The sequence below is a fragment of the Thioalkalivibrio sp. ALM2T genome (assembly GCF_000381505.1).
In the GTDB taxonomy this organism is placed as follows: domain Bacteria; phylum Pseudomonadota; class Gammaproteobacteria; order Ectothiorhodospirales; family Ectothiorhodospiraceae; genus Thioalkalivibrio; species Thioalkalivibrio versutus.
Genome location: NZ_KB906566.1, coordinates 63471 through 78888, shown reverse-complemented (window position 1 = coordinate 78888; position 15418 = coordinate 63471). Strand labels below are relative to the sequence as shown.

General features: G+C 63.9%; 14 protein-coding genes. 8 read left to right on the top strand and 6 right to left on the bottom strand.

Going from position 1 to position 15418, the window contains the following annotated elements; genetic code table 11:
• Positions 1-35 precede the first annotated feature (35 nt).
• Complete coding sequence (locus F816_RS0111075) at positions 36-1073, bottom strand: Fe(3+) ABC transporter substrate-binding protein (protein WP_019594776.1); 1038 nt, start codon at positions 1071-1073, stop codon at positions 36-38.
• A gap of 140 nt (positions 1074-1213) precedes the next feature.
• Between F816_RS0111075 and glnE the strand changes: the two genes are divergently transcribed.
• From glnE to F816_RS0111055, 4 genes are all read left to right on the top strand, one after another.
• Positions 1214-4141 carry a bifunctional [glutamate--ammonia ligase]-adenylyl-L-tyrosine phosphorylase/[glutamate--ammonia-ligase] adenylyltransferase gene (glnE, locus tag F816_RS0111070; RefSeq protein WP_019594775.1) on the top strand — a complete coding sequence of 976 codons (2928 nt, stop codon included), beginning with the start codon at positions 1214-1216 and terminating at the stop codon, positions 4139-4141.
• A gap of 12 nt (positions 4142-4153) precedes the next feature.
• Positions 4154-5074, top strand: a complete 921-nt coding sequence (locus F816_RS0111065) for a branched-chain amino acid transaminase (RefSeq protein WP_019594774.1) — start codon at positions 4154-4156, stop codon at positions 5072-5074.
• Between the two features lie 39 nt (positions 5075-5113).
• The gene (locus F816_RS0111060; protein WP_019594773.1) at positions 5114-5338 is read left to right on the top strand and encodes a zinc-finger domain-containing protein; all 225 of its coding nucleotides are present in this window, start codon (positions 5114-5116) and stop codon (positions 5336-5338) included.
• A gap of 74 nt (positions 5339-5412) precedes the next feature.
• The gene (locus tag F816_RS0111055) at positions 5413-6324 is read left to right on the top strand and encodes a glycosyltransferase family 9 protein (protein ID WP_019594772.1); all 912 of its coding nucleotides are present in this window, start codon (positions 5413-5415) and stop codon (positions 6322-6324) included.
• On the opposite strand, the gene F816_RS0111050 is transcribed toward F816_RS0111055, so the two are convergent.
• On the bottom strand, positions 6321-6728 hold the full coding sequence (locus tag F816_RS0111050) for a DUF6165 family protein (RefSeq protein ID WP_026333239.1): 408 nt from the start codon (positions 6726-6728) through the stop codon (positions 6321-6323). The genes F816_RS0111055 and F816_RS0111050 overlap by 4 nt on opposite strands.
• A 137-nt stretch (positions 6729-6865) precedes the next feature.
• Between F816_RS0111050 and F816_RS0111045 the strand changes: the two genes are divergently transcribed.
• Positions 6866-8200 (top strand): O-antigen ligase, encoded by a 1335-nt coding sequence (locus F816_RS0111045; RefSeq protein ID WP_019594770.1) that lies wholly within the window; start codon positions 6866-6868, stop codon positions 8198-8200.
• Positions 8201-8264: 64 nt separating this feature from the next.
• Here the strand turns inward: F816_RS0111045 and F816_RS0111040 are convergent, their stop codons facing one another.
• Positions 8265-9371 (bottom strand): glycosyltransferase family 4 protein, encoded by a 1107-nt coding sequence (locus F816_RS0111040; protein ID WP_019594769.1) that lies wholly within the window; start codon positions 9369-9371, stop codon positions 8265-8267.
• Between the two features lie 66 nt (positions 9372-9437).
• Positions 9438-10148: an FkbM family methyltransferase gene (locus F816_RS0111035; RefSeq protein ID WP_019594768.1), complete on the bottom strand. Its 711-nt coding sequence runs from the start codon at positions 10146-10148 to the stop codon at positions 9438-9440.
• Between the two features lie 267 nt (positions 10149-10415).
• Between F816_RS0111035 and F816_RS0111030 the strand changes: the two genes are divergently transcribed.
• Both F816_RS0111030 and F816_RS0111025 read left to right on the top strand, forming a co-directional pair.
• Positions 10416-11087, top strand: a complete 672-nt coding sequence (locus tag F816_RS0111030) for a 2OG-Fe(II) oxygenase (protein ID WP_019594767.1) — start codon at positions 10416-10418, stop codon at positions 11085-11087.
• Between the two features lie 28 nt (positions 11088-11115).
• On the top strand, positions 11116-12108 hold the full coding sequence (locus F816_RS0111025; RefSeq protein ID WP_019594766.1) for a mitochondrial fission ELM1 family protein: 993 nt from the start codon (positions 11116-11118) through the stop codon (positions 12106-12108).
• Between the two features lie 161 nt (positions 12109-12269).
• Here the strand turns inward: F816_RS0111025 and F816_RS0111020 are convergent, their stop codons facing one another.
• Both F816_RS0111020 and lpxL read right to left on the bottom strand, forming a co-directional pair.
• Positions 12270-13031: an FkbM family methyltransferase gene (locus F816_RS0111020; RefSeq protein ID WP_231363399.1), complete on the bottom strand. Its 762-nt coding sequence runs from the start codon at positions 13029-13031 to the stop codon at positions 12270-12272.
• A gap of 170 nt (positions 13032-13201) precedes the next feature.
• Entirely contained in the window at positions 13202-14131 is a 930-nt protein-coding gene (gene lpxL, locus F816_RS0111015) for an LpxL/LpxP family Kdo(2)-lipid IV(A) lauroyl/palmitoleoyl acyltransferase (protein ID WP_255349504.1), read from the bottom strand.
• Positions 14132-14151: 20 nt separating this feature from the next.
• Between lpxL and F816_RS0111010 the strand changes: the two genes are divergently transcribed.
• Positions 14152-15411: a 3-deoxy-D-manno-octulosonic acid transferase gene (locus F816_RS0111010; protein WP_019594763.1), complete on the top strand. Its 1260-nt coding sequence runs from the start codon at positions 14152-14154 to the stop codon at positions 15409-15411.
• Positions 15412-15418 lie beyond the last annotated feature (7 nt).

The window sequence follows — 15418 nt, the reverse complement described above, 5'->3', positions numbered from 1 at the left end:
GGGGGCGAGAGTGAGTGGGGTGTCGTGGACGCGCATCAGCGCCAGCGGACGCGGTCCATGATGCGTACGGCCTCGGCGTTGTGGTTGCCCAGACGGTAGAGCTCGATGTCGTCGGACCGGAATTCGCCGAAACTCTGGAGGATGTCGCTGGCCGGTACGTCGTCGCGGATCGGGTATTCCTGGTTGACCTCGGCGTACCACTCCTGCGCCTCGGTGGAGGACAGGAATTCCAGCAGGCGAATCGCGTTGTCCCGGTTCGGGGCATGCGCGGTGACGCCGGCGCCACTGATGTTCACGTGGGTGCCGCGGCCGTCCTGGTTGGGCCAGAACACCCCGATCTGCTCGGCGACCTCGCGATCACGGCCCTCGCCGTCCAGCATCAGGCCCAGGTAGTAGGTGTTGGCAATCGCGATGTCGCAGACACCGTCGGCCACGGCGCGGATCTGATCGCGGTCACCGCCCTGCGGCTGGCGCGCCATGTTGGCCACAATCCCGGCGGCCCAGTCCTGGGCGGCCTCGGCGCCCTCGGTGGCGATCATCGCGGCCACCAGCGACTGGTTGTACACGTTGCTGGAGGAGCGGATGCAGATCCGGCCCTCCCATTGAGCATCGGTCAGGGCCTCGTAGGTGGAGAGTTCCGCCGGGTCCACGCGGTCCTTGTGGTAGAGGATGGGGCGCGCGCGCGACGACAGGCCGAACCACTGTCCGTCCGGATCGCGGTAGCGCTCCGGGATATTCTCGCGCAGCACGTCCGATTCGACCGCCTGCAGCACGCCGGCCTCGCTGGCCTGGTGCAGGCGCGCCGCGTCCACGGTGATGAAGAGATCGGCGGGTGAGTTGCGACCTTCGTGGCGTAGGCGCTGCAGCAGGCTGTCCGCCCCGCCGGTCACCAGGTTGACCGGGATGCCGGTCTGATCAGTGAAGTCGTCCAGCAGCGGCTTGATCAGGTTTTCCTGGCGCGCCGAGTAGAGGTTGACCTCGTCCTGGTCGGCGGGGCTGCAGCCGACCAGGGGCATGCTGACGGCGATGGCGGCGGCCGTGGCGATCAGCCAGGAAAGCGGGCGAAAGTTCATGGCGTGCGATCCTCGTGTGGATTCATTAGGCGAGTAGACGAGAACGATTGTCATTTGTGTTCTCATCCAAGTCAATACCCCGCGACCGGTACGTGGCATGGGGTGGCGTCCCCGGGCCGCAACGCTGATACGCTTGGCGCATGGACAAGCCCCTACCCGAATCCCCCGCTCGCCTGTCGCCGCCGCTGGAGCAGGAGGTCCGCGATCTGCTGGCCGAGCTGGACGAAAAGCTCGCCTGGCCGGACACCTTCCTGGCGTCGACGCCGGCCCCGTTCGCCTTCAGCCACTACCTGGTGCAGACAGTGCGTCAGCATCCGGAGTACTTGCTCGAGGCGCTGGATCCACACGGCCAAATACCGGCCTGTGACGATGCGGACTTCGAGCGCACGCTGCAGGCGCGCCTGGAGGCCGTGACCGACGATGCCGGGCTGCGTCACGCGCTGCGCGAAACGCGGCATCGCGAGATGATCCGCATCGCCTGGCGCGACCTGGCCGGGCACGCCGACCTCGATGAGGTCATGCACGACCTGAGCCGTCTGGCCCGCTCCCTTATCGAGGGTGGCCTGCAATGGCTGGACCGCCATTTGCAGGAGCGTTACGGCCAACCGCGCAGCCCCGCGGGCGAGGCCCAGTCCATGGTGGTCCTCGGGCTCGGCAAGCTGGGTGGCAGCGAGCTCAACTTCTCCTCCGATATCGATCTGATCTTCGCCTTCGAGGAGGCGGGGGAGACCGATGGCAAGCGCGTGATCGAGAACCAGGAATTCTTCCAGCGTCTGGGGCGCCAGCTGATCGCGGCGCTGTCGGACGTGACTGCGGACGGCTTTTGCTATCGCGTGGATATGCGCCTGCGCCCGTTCGGGGATTCCGGACCGCTGGTGATGCACTTCGACGCAATGGAGGACTACTACCAGGCCCACGGCCGCGAGTGGGAGCGCTACGCCCTGATCAAGGCGAGTCCGCTGGCGGGCGACCCGGACGCCGGCGCGCGCCTGATGCGCCGGCTGCGCCCGTTCATATACCGGCGCTATCTGGACTACGGCACGCTGGCCAACCTGCGCGAGCTGAAGCAGATGATCAACGACGAGTCGGCGCGGCGTGGTCGCTTCGAGGACGTGAAGCACGGCGAGGGCGGGATCCGCGAGATCGAGTTCATCGCGCAGTCGTTCCAGTTGATCCGCGGGGGGCGCGACCAAGGGCTGCAGCGGCGTGACCTGCTGGGCGTGATGACGGCATTGCAGGAGCGCGACCTGCTGCCCGGCTATGCCGTCGAGCAGCTGGAACGTTCCTATCGTTTCCTGCGTCGGGTAGAAAATCGTCTGCAGATGCTGAATGACCAGCAGACCCACCGTCTTCCCTCCAATGGCCAGGACCGGCATCGACTGGCGCTGTCGCTGGGGTTCGACGACGAGGCGGCCTTCGAGATGGCGCTGTTGCGCGAGCAGCGGCGGGTGCATGCTCACTTCGAGCAGGTATTCAGTGCCCCGCAGCGCGCGGACGGGGAGGCCATGGAGGCCTCGCCCGAGACCGGGCGCGAGCAGCAGCTCAATCGTCTGTGGCAGGGCTCGCTGCCGGAGGCGGATGCCCGGGCGGTGCTGGAGGCGATGGACTTTCAGGATGCGGACGAGGCTCTGCGCGGGATTGCCGATCTGCGCGAGAGTCCGGGCGTGCGCGCGATGAGCGTGACCGGGCGCCAGCGCCTGGACCGTCTGATGCCGTTGCTGATCGGGGCGATCGCGGAGATGGATGCGCCGGATGCGGTACTGCCGCGGGCGCTGCAGATGGTGCGCACGATTGCTCGGCGCTCGGTGTACCTGTCGCTGTTGGTGGAAAACCCCCTGGCGCTGTCGCAGCTGGTCAAGCTGGTGGCCGCCAGCCCGTGGATCAACGAGCAGTTGACCCGCCACCCGGTGCTGCTGGACGAGCTACTGGACCCGCGCGCGCTATACGCGCCGCCCGATCGTGACGGGCTGCGCGAGGAACTGGAGGCCGAGCTGGCGCAGTTCCCCGGGCAGGACCACGAGCAGATGCTGGACCGGCTGCGCCAGTTCAAGCAGGTGCAGACGCTGCGCGTGGCGGCCGCCGACATCATGGGCTTTCTGCCGCTGATGAAGATCTCCGACCATCTGACCTGGCTGGCCGAGGTGCTTCTGGAGCGGGTGCTGCAGCTGGCCTGGGACAAGATGGTGGAACGCCACGGCGAGCCGCAGTGCGGGGCCACGGATGCGCGTCGCGTCGCGCGCTTTGCGGTGATCGGGTACGGCAAGCTGGGTGGCTTCGAGCTGGGCTATGGTTCGGATCTGGACGTGGTGTTCCTGCACGACAGCGAGGGCGACGAGGCGCAGACCGCGGGGCCCAAGGTGATCGACAACACCGAATTCTTCGCCCGCGTCGCCCAGCGGGTGGTGCACCTCCTGGGGGCCTTCACCCCGGCGGGTCGCTTGTACGAGGTGGATACCCGGTTGCGGCCCAGCGGGACCGCGGGTCTGCTGGTCAGCGGCTTGCAGGCGTTCCGGCGTTACCAGGACGAGTCGGCCTGGACCTGGGAGCATCAGGCGCTGGTGCGCGCGCGCTTCGTGACCGGGGATGCCGAACTGGGCGAGCAGTTCGATGCCCTGCGGCGCGAGGTGCTGACCCGCGAACGCGATGCCGATCGCCTGCGCGCCGAGGTCGTGGAAATGCGGGATCGCATGCTGGCCGAGCACGCCTCGAAGAGGGGCCACGGCTTCCATCTCAAGCGCGACCGCGGCGGTATCACTGATATCGAATTCATGGTTCAATACTGGGTTTTGGTATCCGCTCACGATCATCCCGCCGTGTGTGACTGGCCGGACAAGATCCGCACGCTGGATGCGCTGGGGCGCGAGGGCGTGATCGACGCGGCGTTGAGCGAGGCGCTGGCGGATGCCTACCGCGATCTTCGCAACCGCATCCATCGCCTGACGCTGGCGGGCCTGGACGCCCGGGTCGAGAAGCCCGACGACGAGCTCTGCGCCGTGCGCGATGGCGTGACCGAAGCCTGGAATGACCTGTTCGGCGAGCCGAAATCGGCCGCGAACGAGACCACATAGAGGAACTAGACAATGTCGATGGCCGACCGCGACGGGGTGATCTGGCTGGACGGGCAGATGGTGCCCTGGCGCGAGGCGAAGACCCACGTGCTCACCCACACGCTGCATTACGGCATGGGGGTGTTCGAGGGTGTGCGCGCGTACAAGACCGAGCGCGGCCCCGCGATCTTCCGCCTGCAGGACCATACCCGGCGGCTGTTCAACTCGGCCAAGATCCTCGGCATGACCATCCCCTATACCGCCGAGGTGCTGAACGATGCCCAGATCGCGTCTGTACGCGACAACGGGCTGGAAAGCGCCTACCTGCGTCCGATGTGCTTCCTCGGTTCCGAAGGGATGGGCCTGCGCGCCGACAATCTCCTGGTGCATGCGATGGTTGCGGCCTGGCACTGGGGCAGCTACCTGGGCGACGAGGGCATCGAGAAGGGGATTCGCATCCGCACCTCCTCTTTCAGCCGGCATCACGTGAACGTGACCATGTGCAAGGCCAAGGCCAACGGCAACTACATGAATTCCATGATGGCCCTGCAGGAAGCGACCCGCTGCGGCTACGACGAGGCCATGCTGCTGGATACCGAGGGCTACGTGGCCGAGGGCAGCGGCGAGAACATCTTTATCGTGCGCGACGGTGTGCTGTTCACGCCGGACCTGACCTCCGCGCTGGACGGCATTACCCGCCGCACGGTCATCGAGCTGGCGCACGAGGAGGGGCTGGAGGTCATCGAGAAGCGCATCACCCGCGACGAGGTGTACATCGCCGACGAGGCCTTCTTCACCGGTACCGCCGCCGAGGTGACCCCGATCCGTGAGGTCGATGACCGCCCGATTGGCACCGGCACCCGCGGCCCCATCACCGAGCGCCTGCAAACGCGCTACTTTGATGTGGTGCAGGGCCGGGACAGCCGCCACGAGGGCTGGCTGACCTTCGTCTGAGGCGCCCGAACTTTCCGTCAACCGGATGCGAGAAAAACCATGGTGAACCCCGATACCGCCCACCACCAGGATCAGTACCCGACCGCCAACGCGCAGACCGAGATCACGGTCACGCGCCAGGACCTGCCGCTGCACTGCCCCACGCCGACGATGGCGCTGTGGTCCTCGCACCCGCGCGTCTTTCTCCCGATCGACGAGACCCCCGACGGCCGCTACCTGTGCCCCTACTGCGGCACCCAGTTCATCCTTAAAGACGACGACTGAGTTGTCAGGTTTTCTTGATCTGATATCCAAAACCCGCCACTCCAATTGACTCGGGGGAGTGGGGCGAAAGCCGTATGGCCAAAATCCTCGTAATCAAACACGGCGCCTTCGGTGATGTTGTCCAGGTGGATGGAGCGCTACGTGATATCCGGAAGCATCACCCGGGCGATGAACTCGTCGTGTTGACGACGCCGCCGTACCGATCGATCTTCGAGCGCTGCCCACACGTGGATCGCGTGTTGACCGAAACTCGGCCCAAGGCGCGTGAGCCCTTGCGATGGTGGTGTCTGGCGCGGATGTTGCGGGGCGAGCGTTTTGATCTCGTCTACGACCTGCAGAATTCCAGCCGAACGTCGATCTATCGCCGCTACATCCTGAATCGTGCCGCCTGGGTTTTTGGCGAGCGCAAGCGTGGCGAAGAGTCAGCCCTGTCCGCGTTCCAGCGACAGCTTGTGAGGGCAGGGTTGGACACGTCTCATACCCTTGAGCCCGACATTGGCTGGATGGCGGATGACGTCACGCCCATCCTTCAGGCAGGTGGCGTGACCGGAAAGTACCTGGTTCTTATCCCCGGATCCTCCGCCAGCCATCCCGAGAAACGCTGGCCCTATTACTCGACCCTGGCAGCCGCGATCGCCAACCGGACGGACTATCAGGTCGTCACTGTCCCCGGGCCCGATGAGATCGAGCTCTGCCGATCGATATCCGCGACGCCCTTGTTTGGCACTAACGACGAGGTGCTCGATTGGTTCGGGTTGGCGGGTGTGATGCGGGGTGCCTCCTATGTGGTCGGGAACGACACCGGGCCGACGCATGTTGCGGCCTGTCTCGGCAAGCCCGGGCTGGCCTTGTTCGGGGCGCATGCATCGCCCGTGCGCACGGGACTGTCCCGCGCCAACTTCCGGGCTATCGAGACGGACGACCTGAAGGAACTCCCGATGGAGACCGTGTTGCGGGAAGTGCTGGCGGACCTTCGGCCCGCCTAGCTTTTGTAGTCCGAATAGGATTTTTCCTCGACAATCGCCGAGTTGCAGAGTGTATTAACGGCCTTTTTGATCCGGGCGCGCTCGTCGTTGGTGATGTACACCGACCGCGCCAGCTGTACGAAGCGTTCACCGAAATCCTTTTTCGCTTCACATTCGCGGATCTCGTCCTCGATGTCCCATAGCTTGGAGTTCACTTCGCGCAGGTCCCGCTCGAGCTCTTCGACCTCGGGGCTGCGCAAACCGGCTTGCACCCAGGTCTCCTGGAGCACATTCAGCTCATGGCGAATGTTCCCGAGCTTCTCGGCATCGCTGATGCGCTCATTCTTGATCTTCAGGATCGTGATCTTGTCCAGCAACTCGCCTGCGCCTACTTCGATCGTGACTGAACCTGGTTGGTTTTGCATGGGACCCCCGAGTCATTTGCATCAGTAATTATCCCCCAGGGTTGTATGCCGTGTCATGGTGCGGCTCGGTGGCCGAGCTGCTGGGTCACGCGAGTGCCAATTTGCGCTAAGATCACGCGCCTTCGGATGGGGGTGGCATGACTTTTCTCGCTAAGGTTCCTGGGGGCGATTCGGCGGATGGCGCGCAAGAGCGCTGGATCTTCGGTCTTGTGCTGGGGTTGGTGGGGCTGGCCTTGTTTGTTCTGCCTTTTGGGACGGGGGCCTTTTTCCCACTGGCGGCACTCTCTCTCGCCGGTCTTGTTTTGATCGCTCTCAGGTTGCCCGGCTTGTGGGCGGAGCGGTGGATCCGCTGGGCGTTGCTGCTCTTGTTGGCGCTCTGGGTGCCGCAGTTGGTGTCACTGACCGTGGCGGTCGATTTCGACCGGGCCCTCCGGACAGCCCTGACCTATCCATTGTTCGCGATTGCGATACTTCCTCTGCTGTGGGTTGCGCGTCGCCGTGATGTGGCTACACCCCTGCTATACGTTGTGCTGGCGCTGGCCGTATTCTGGTCGCTCGACGGGGTTTTTCAGTTTGTTACTGGTGCAAACGTGCTGGGCTATCCGTACAACGGGCGCCGGATCGACGGTCTGTTTCACCCGAACATGCGCCTTGGCATTGTGCTGGCCCACTTGCTTCCGTTCGTCCTGGAGGCATCCCGCCGGTTGGCTTCTCGCAATCGCCTGGCTGCGGTATTGCCCCTGATCGTGGTCATCGCGATTCTCCTCTCGGGTTCCAGGGCTGCCATGCTGGCGACATTGATCACGCTGGTTGCCTACGGCGCCTTTCTGATCTGGTTCTACCGCTTGCGAATTAGGACCGTGTCAGCCTTCGCCCTGGCGCTTGTGCTGGGCGTCGTGTTGGCGCTGTGGGTGTCACCGGAAACCCGGGACCGGCTGGTGGTCATCTCCAAGATGTCCGAGCTCAGTATTGAGGGCCTGGATCAGGCGACGGCGAAGCGCGGGACGATCTGGCTTGCTTCCTGGCGCGTGGCGATGGATGAGCCGATCCTTGGCGTGGGTGTGCGAGGGGTCGAGCCGGTGGCGGAGGCGCGAGGCTACTCGGACATGCCATTCGCGCATATCCATTTGTATTTTCTTGATGTCCTGGTCTCGACCGGGGTTGTGGGATTGTTCGCCTACCTCGCGGCATTGCTAGGGATTCTTTCGGCGTTGTGGCGGCGTGCGAGAGAGCATGGGGCCGTTGTTTCTCCTGATGTTCTCGTAGCCGGTGTGGCGATCTTCGTGGCTCTTAACCCCATCAACGTCCACTGGACTGTCTACAGTTCATACACGACAGCGGTTCTCTGGCTGGTGGTCGCTCTCGCGCTGGCACCGCTCATTCAATCAAGCAATCACAGGCCCGTGCCTGAGCGCGGCGGCGAGGGGATGGGAGAGAGAACCGAGCTTGGCGCGGGTGGCCACCAAGAATGAGCAGCGCCTCCGGCTGGCGTGATCGCGTCTGACCAACATGCCCACCCTCTGAGTCCAGCTTGTCTTAAAGAAGCTCTCGGTAGACGTCGAGGGTTTGTCCCTGCATCTCGTCGAGCGTAAACCCCCTAAGATGCGCTGGCCGCGGGGCGGAGCCTTTCAGCCAATCAGATATCCTGTCTGCTGCCAGTTCGGGCCTGCATGGCGGGATTGTTCCCTCGCCGAACAAAGCGGCCATCTGCTCACCCACGCCTCCGTGATCGTAGGCAATCACGGGTCGCCCCAGGGATAGAGCTTCGAGCGAGACCCGGCCAAAAGCCTCTGGCTCGCGCGAGAGCGAAAGTACCGCGAACGACATCGCCATGATCTCCCGAAGATCGGAACGCTGTCCCAGCCAGGAGATGTGGGATTCCAGTCCCCGTTCTTGGATTTCCTGGCGCACTTCGGCTTCGTAGCGCTGACGGCGTCTTTCCGTTCCTCCCACAACAAGGCCATGGACGTGGAGGTTCTGCTTGATTAGGGAATCCATGACCTTCACGAAATCCAGTTGCCCCTTCCATCGCGTGATGCGACCGGGGAGCGTTATAAGCGCTCGATCGCGGGCGTGCGCCGGAAGGCCTTGGAAGAAGTCTTCAATCCAGTCATCGCCTGGCTTATGACCATAAGGGAACTCGCTGGGGTCCACGCCTCGATGGATGACGCGAATACGTTCTGTCGGGCATGCCGGAAAGTGCTTCTGAATATAGGCCGAGATGCTCGTAGAGACGGCAATGACGCGGTCCCCGCGGGTCATAATCGAGCTGTATCGGCCGGGGCTGTAAAACCCGTGGAAGGTCGTGACCAGGGCCGGGCGTTCAGTCCGAGGCATGCCCTGTAACGCGCGCCATACGATCCATGCGGGTACGCGGGAGCGGACGTGTACCAGGTCTACTTCCTGTTCGCGTATGAAATTTCGCAGCGGGCGCACCAGGCGCAATGACCGCAGGGACTTTTTGCCCACCGGCCAGGTGAAGTGCTGGCTCCCTTCGGCTTCCAGCGAAGGAGCCATGCTGCCCCCGCCGGACATGACCAGGGAGCGTTCTCCTGCAGCCTGGATGGCACGAGCCATTTCCAGGGTACCGCGTTCCACGCCGCCGGATTCCAGGGCGGGCAAGACTTGCAGAATAGTTGCCATGGGGCTGGCTTCCTCGTGGAGTAGTGCGTTTCTTGGCGCTAATTGTTTTGGTGCCCGAGGTCGGGTCTAACTCAGGTACAGGATCGAGTTGGACCGTGAGCGGCTCTGGATTTGGTAACCATGCTCCCGAAGCAGGGCTAGGACGTCTTTTTCCCAGATGTGCCCGTGACAGCTTTCTATAACGATGCATCTAGGATGCAGCGATGGAGCCGCGTCCCGGAAAAACGGTTCCAGGGCCTGGTACTCGTATCCTTCGATGTCGATCTTGAGGCCGTCGATGCGTTCGATTCCGGCATTGGTGAGTACATCCAGAAGGGGCTCGGTCTGGACCTCAACCGTGTTGCCCCGTGACTGTTCCGACGGATTGAGCGAGGCGGAACCCAGTCCTTCGGCCAAGTGCAGCATGGCGGTACCGTTTGGGCCAATGGCCAGCGGGAGGGCTTGAATCGCCTCTGCAAAGCGATTGCATTCCAGGTTGAACAAAAGTCGACGGAATGTCGGAGGGTTGGGCTCAATGGCTAGGACCTGACGTGCCCCGGCGGCCGCCACGCGCAGGCTGTAGTACCCGGTGTTGGCGCCGATATCGATGAACGTGCCGTCATCGCATGCGTTCGCGAGATGCTCCAGTTCCTCGCGGTCGTAGACCTTCGATGAAAGGAGTATTTTCGCGTCGGTGACATTGTCCCGAACGTTGAGCCGATACCGGATGCCTCGTCGTTCGATATCGACGGTGGTTGGAAGGCGGCTGTTCCAGAATTTTCTGAGCTGGCGCGACAACGTGCCTCGTGCCAGCCCTAGACGCACGATCCAGAGTAAGGCGTGGGCAAACCCCTTGGGGCGATATGTGCCAAACGGGGTTGTATCAGGGTCCGATAAGGGCCCGTCTGAAGGTGTCATGGCGTTGGCCTGGGTAACGGTGGATCTTTGGGGGGTGCGATATCGGAATTGTCGCCAGTCTAGCAGCCTGTCTGACCGCTGGTTTTTGTGGAATCCCCCTGGTTTGCACTACACTGTGCGGCGTTGTTGAATTTAGTGGAAAAAGAAATGGATACCGCCGCTGAAGTAGCAAGACAGGTCGAGGCGTCGTTGCGCCGGGCGCAGTCAGAGGCGTATCCGTATCGGCGGTGGTATCCGCAGGCGGTACTGCCCGAGGCGGCGGCGCGCGCGGTGGAGGCGCTGCCGTTCGAGCCGCCAGCGATTGGTGACACCGAGGGCAAGCGCGAGACGCACAACAGCTCGCGGCGCTTCTTCGACGTCGAGAACCGGCGGGCCTCCGATGTGTGCGAAAGCGTTGCAGCGGCGTTCGAGAGCCCGCAGGTGCTGGATGCGATCTACGAGGTGTGCGGCGTGGATGTCAGCGGCAACTATCTGCGTATCGAGCATTGCCTGGATACCGAGGGTTTCTGGCTGGCACCGCATACCGATCTTGGCGTGAAAAAATTCACCATGCTGCTGTACCTGTCCACCGATCCCGGTTACGAGAACTGGGGCACGGACGTGTACGTGGACGCGGACACGCACTACGAGACGGCGCCAGGCACGTATAACAGTGCGCTGGTATTCGTGCCCGCGGACAACACCTGGCATGGCTACCATCGTCGCCCCCTGGAAGGCGTGCGACGCTCTTTGATCATCAACTACGTCACCGAAGAGTGGCGCAATCGCCACGAGCTGGCCTCTCCCGACACACCTGTGCAGCGCCGCGTGCCGGCGTGACCGCAGGCCAGGCGACGAACGCTTCATTGTGACCGAGGCTTCCTGCTGGACACTGACGACCGGCGAAGCCGGGATGACCAGTCAGGTTCGTGGCCTGGCCGAGGCCGTGGGGCTGCCCTACGAACACAAGACAGTGGGGCTGCGCCCGCCCTGGCGCTGGATGCGCGGCTCCTTCGCGCCCGGCGTATTGCGAGGGCGCACCTCCGATAGCGATTCCCTGACGCCGCCCTGGCCGCGACTGCTGATCTCCTGCGGGCGCCGCGGTGCCACGGTGGCCGTGGCACTCAAGCGCGCCAGCGGTGGCGCCATCATGACCGTGCATATTCAGGATCCGCAGATCGCCCCGCGGCATTTCGACTGGGTGGTGCCGCCGCGCCACGATGGACTGACCGGCCCGAACGTGATCGCGACGCGCGGCGCCCTGCACCGGGTGACGGCCGAGCGGCTGGAGTCGGCGCGTGCGGACCTGGGGGATGCCTGGGCTGCATTTCCCCGGCCCTGGATCGCGGTGCTGATCGGGGGTGCCACCCAGCGGGGAGATCTGGGCCAGGAGCGGCTGGATGCCCTGATCCGTGACCTGCGTTCGGCGGCCGGGGCCTCCGGGGGTAGCGTGCTGGTGACCCCTTCGCGGCGGACGGGCGAGGCCAGTACCCGACGACTGGTGGAGGGGTTGGCGGATGTCCCGGGGTTTGTCTGGGGCGGGCAGGGCGAGAACCCCTTCATGGCGATGCTGGCAACGGCCGACCACATCGTGGTCAGTGCCGATTCCGTGTCCATGGTCTCCGAGGCAGCGGCGACTGGCGTACCGGTGTACACCATAGCCTTGGGGCCGCTCGGCCGCCGCCTGCAGGCCTTCCATTCCGCCCTGGAGGCGGAAGGGGTGACCCGGCCATTCACCGGCGCGCTTGACCAGTGGGTCTACACGCCAGTGAATGACACGCCGAAGGTGGCGGCACATATCCGCCGCGAACTGGGGCTAGAAGCTGGTGCCGCACCAGAATCCGTGTCTCTCTCGCCGTGATTTCTAGGTGGGGTGTCCACGGGGTTTTCCGGAAGTATCAATTTTTGGCTTGTGGCCATGAAAACTGAGGGCCGGAGCAAAATTCCAGCTCCGAAATTGGACAGTCTATCCGCTTGTGTCCAATAGAGAGGTCGTACGGGGGCGCTTCGGAGCCACCCGGGCTACTTTTCGGCTCGTTCCGGGTAGAAGAGGTAGTCCTCCTCTCCCTCGATCAAACCCTCGACGGGGCGCTTTTCTCCTGACCTTTCGATCACGGCGGCTCGATAGCCGAGGTTGGTTAGGAAATCGAACACTGTCTCGGGTTTGTACCCCATACGTGCGGTGGAAGTGGAAATCAGCTCACAGTAGACATGAGGTCGAAGCTCTTTCAAGGTCTTTTCTGCGCCCTGGAGGATCTGGAATTCGGCCCCCTCCACGTCCATCTTGACGAAGTCGAGGCGCGCCAGACCCTGCTCGGCTACATAGGCATCCAGGGTGAGGGTTTCCACGGGCTCCACGATGTAGTCTCGCCGTACCTCGTCGCCAAAATGCGCAAGTCCGATGCCCAAGCGCCCGGATTCCTTTATGGGAATGCTTAGCTTCATGTGCCCCGCCTGATTTGAAAGCGCGCGTGATTCGATATGGACGTTTTGGAATCTATCGACCACTCGTTCGAGGATGGAGCGAGTGTATGGTACTGGCTCGAAGCAGTGGACCATGCAGCTGCCGTTGTGGATCACGGCGAACTCTTTGGCCAGATAGCCAAAGTGTGCGCCAATATCAAAGATTACCCCTCCCTCGGGAATGAAGCCTGCAAGGCGACGTACTCGTGGGCGCTCCTTGGGTTTCTGGCGGGCCTTGAGATAATGCAGCCACCAGGCAAAGCGCTGGCGCCAGTGGGAGTAAACAGCCTCTTTGGGCAATTCCATCGCTTCGTTATCCATTAGGGTTTGGGTAAGGAGTACGGCCAGCACCTTTGCGGGTGAGTGCCGGAGTTGGAGCCTTCCGGAGGGGCTCTTGCAATGGCCCGGGCAGTATAACGGCAGGCGGCTCGCCATGATTATGGTGGCTGGCGTATTGTCTCCTGCTCGGAGGCAGCCTTCGAGATTCCACGCTAGGGCGCGTAGGGGTCGGGCAGGCCCGCGCGTTTCTTGAAGCGCTTGTGGGTCCAGAAGTACTGCCCCGGGGCATCCATCACGGCTTCTTCGATGATGTGGTTGATGCGCAGGGTGTCGGCGTGGGCATCCTCGGTAGGGAAGCCCTCTACCGGAGGGTGGATGGTCACGACGTAGTGGCCGTCTTCGCGCCGGTAGCCGAAGAAGGGGAGGACCGGGGCGCCGCTGACCCGGGCGATGCGATGCGTGGCGGTCTGCGTGTTCGCGGGTTCGCCGAAGAACGGGACCAGCTCGGTCTGGCGCCCGCTGGTGGCCTGGTCGGGTGCATACCACACGGGCATGTTCTCGCGCAGGGTGCGCAGCAGTCCCTTGACGTCGTCGCGTGCGATCACGCCGGCTGTGTGGTGGTTGCGATTGACCTTGAACAGGTAGTTGATCAGGGGGCGTTCGCTGGGGCGGTACATCGCGGCAAACTCCCGGTGCAGCGCCAGCAGGCGCCCGCAAAGCTCGAGTGTGGTGAAATGGGCGCTGACCAGCAGTGCCCCCTTGCCCTGTTCCAGTGCCTTGTCCAGATGCTCCAGCCCGTGGATTGTGTAATGCCCCTTGAGTTGCGCGTCGCGTCCCCACCAGGCCATGGCTATTTCCAGGACACCCATTCCGGCCGCCTCGAAGTGTTCGCGCAGCCACTGTTCGCGCCGTTCCGGCGGCTGGCTGGGAAAACACAGTTCGAGGTTGGTGCGGGCGATCGCGCGGCGCTTGCGGCCGTAACGGTAGAACAGCCGCCCAATGCCGCGCCCAAGCGCCTGTTGCCAGCGAATGGGCAACTGGATGACCAGCCGAGCCAGGCCGATCACCGCCCACATGGGCCAGGTGGCGGGGCCGCGGGGCGGGCGTTCGGTCGCGCTCGGATGTTCGGGGCGGGCCGTCACGGATCGGAGTCTCCCTGCGAATGACCCGCGTAGTCTACACGGCGCTGCTTGCGTTGCTGACCCCCTTGCTGCTGATCCGCCACGGACTGCGCAGTCGTCGGGCATCGGTGCGTGTGCGCCCGGGCGAGGTGATGGGCTGGGCCCCTCCGCCGGAGCCGGCGGAGATCTGGATCCATGCGGTCTCGGTAGGTGAAGTGCTGGCGGCGGAACCGCTCATTCGCCGGCTCCTGGCATCCGGCCCGCGTCGCATCCTGGTAACCACGACGACGCCGACCGGCGCCGCCATGCTGACCGAGCGGCTCGGCGACCGTGTCATGCATCGCTTCATGCCACTGGATCTGCCCTGGCTACAGGGGCGCTTCCTGCGAGCGCTGCGGCCGCAGTGCATCGTGGTGATGGAGACCGAGATCTGGCCGAATATGCTGGCGGCGGCCCGACGGATGGGTATCCCGGTCGTGCTGGCGAACGCCCGTATGTCCGGGCGCTCGGCCCGGCGTTATGCGCGGCTCCCGCGGCTGATTACGCCGGCATTGAACGGATTTGACTGGATTGCCTGTCGCAATCCGCTGGACCGCGAGCGTTTCGTCGCGCTCGGGGCCGCGCCTGATCGCGTGACGGTCAACGGCGACATCAAGTTCGATATCCGCGTCGAGGAAGCCGATCGTCAGGAAGTCGAGTCCCTGCGCCCGGTGGTTGATGGGCGCCCGGTGGTCGTTCTTGCCAGCACCCATGCCGACGAAGAGGCCCAGTTGCTCTCGGGACTGCGCGCACTACGCACCGAGTATCCACGCCTCCTGGTTGTTGTGGCGCCACGCCATCCGCAGCGGTTTCCCGCAGTGGCGGACTTGCTGGAGCGTTCCGGCCACACCTTCGTGCGTCGCAGTGAGGGTCTGCCGGACGCCGCCACCCATTTCTGGCTTCTCGATACCCTCGGGGAACTGAAGCGCTTCTTCGGGCTGGCCGATGCGGCCTTCATAGGGGGGTCGCTGGTTTCGGTGGGCGGGCACAATCCTCTGGAGGCGGTGTTGTGGCACTGCCCGGTCGTTATGGGCCCGCACGTGGACAACTTTGAACTCCTGGTGGAGCGCATGCAGGCTGCGAATGTGCTGGGGCGAGCGGCCGACGCCGACGAGGCCATTACCCGTATTCGGGCATTGCTGGTAATGGATGAACCCGGGCGTGAGGCCTTGCGGCGCCGTTCGGCCGCTTTTATTGCGGAGCATCAGGGGGCAACCGTGCGGCTGGTTGACTATATCAACAGCCACGCGGCCCCGGAATGATGGTGGC

Coding starts and splice junctions, on each gene's coding strand:
- F816_RS0111065 (WP_019594774.1), top strand. CDS start 4,154: ATGTCGATGGCCGACCGCGACGGGGTGATCTGGCTGGACGGGCAGATG.
- F816_RS0111060 (WP_019594773.1), top strand. CDS start 5,114: ATGGTGAACCCCGATACCGCCCACCACCAGGATCAGTACCCGACCGCC.
- F816_RS0111075 (WP_019594776.1), bottom strand. CDS start 1,073: ATGAACTTTCGCCCGCTTTCCTGGCTGATCGCCACGGCCGCCGCCATC.
- glnE (WP_019594775.1), top strand. CDS start 1,214: ATGGACAAGCCCCTACCCGAATCCCCCGCTCGCCTGTCGCCGCCGCTG.
- F816_RS0111050 (WP_026333239.1), bottom strand. CDS start 6,728: ATGCAAAACCAACCAGGTTCAGTCACGATCGAAGTAGGCGCAGGCGAG.
- F816_RS0111040 (WP_019594769.1), bottom strand. CDS start 9,371: ATGGCAACTATTCTGCAAGTCTTGCCCGCCCTGGAATCCGGCGGCGTG.
- F816_RS0111020 (WP_231363399.1), bottom strand. CDS start 13,031: ATGGATAACGAAGCGATGGAATTGCCCAAAGAGGCTGTTTACTCCCAC.
- F816_RS0111055 (WP_019594772.1), top strand. CDS start 5,413: ATGGCCAAAATCCTCGTAATCAAACACGGCGCCTTCGGTGATGTTGTC.
- F816_RS0111030 (WP_019594767.1), top strand. CDS start 10,416: ATGGATACCGCCGCTGAAGTAGCAAGACAGGTCGAGGCGTCGTTGCGC.
- F816_RS0111010 (WP_019594763.1), top strand. CDS start 14,152: ATGACCCGCGTAGTCTACACGGCGCTGCTTGCGTTGCTGACCCCCTTG.
- F816_RS0111045 (WP_019594770.1), top strand. CDS start 6,866: ATGACTTTTCTCGCTAAGGTTCCTGGGGGCGATTCGGCGGATGGCGCG.